Source organism: Microbispora sp. CSR-4, from assembly GCF_008033685.1.
Lineage (GTDB): Bacteria > Actinomycetota > Actinomycetes > Streptosporangiales > Streptosporangiaceae > Microbispora.
On the sequence record NZ_VJVX01000286.1, the window covers coordinates 435 to 832 of the forward strand.

Sequence of the window (398 nt, forward strand, 5' to 3'; positions counted from 1 at the left end):
CCACTGCAACAGGAGCAAGAGCATTGTATATTATAGAACCTTCTCTCTTATCCAGTGTGTTAGGTACACTATCTAACATTCTTTTAATTATATTTTCAAATGTCATTAACTCAAACAATTATACACTCACCACCTTCTCTGCTTTTATATTTCCATATTTACTGTAAACTGTGAACTTACAATGTACTTTACCCTTTACATTTTGAAACTCAAAATTATCTACATTTTCAACCCTATCATCTTGAATTAGTGCTTCTTTGATTCGTCTTTCAAGTTCGGGGATTACAAAGGATATAGGCTCTCCAATAAGGTCGTTCAACTCGACTCCATAATTCCAACTATATATTAGATGTTGGTATCTCTCTGTGTTTATATTTTTTTTGCAGGCATATCACGGA

At 33.2% G+C, this 398-nt stretch carries 1 pseudogene; it reads right to left on the bottom strand.

What is annotated here, in order from left to right:
* Window positions 1-118: 118 nt before the first annotated feature.
* Window positions 119-376, bottom strand: a pseudogene (locus FLV34_RS43610) (DUF2634 domain-containing protein); the annotation flags it as partial.
* Window positions 377-398 lie beyond the last annotated feature (22 nt).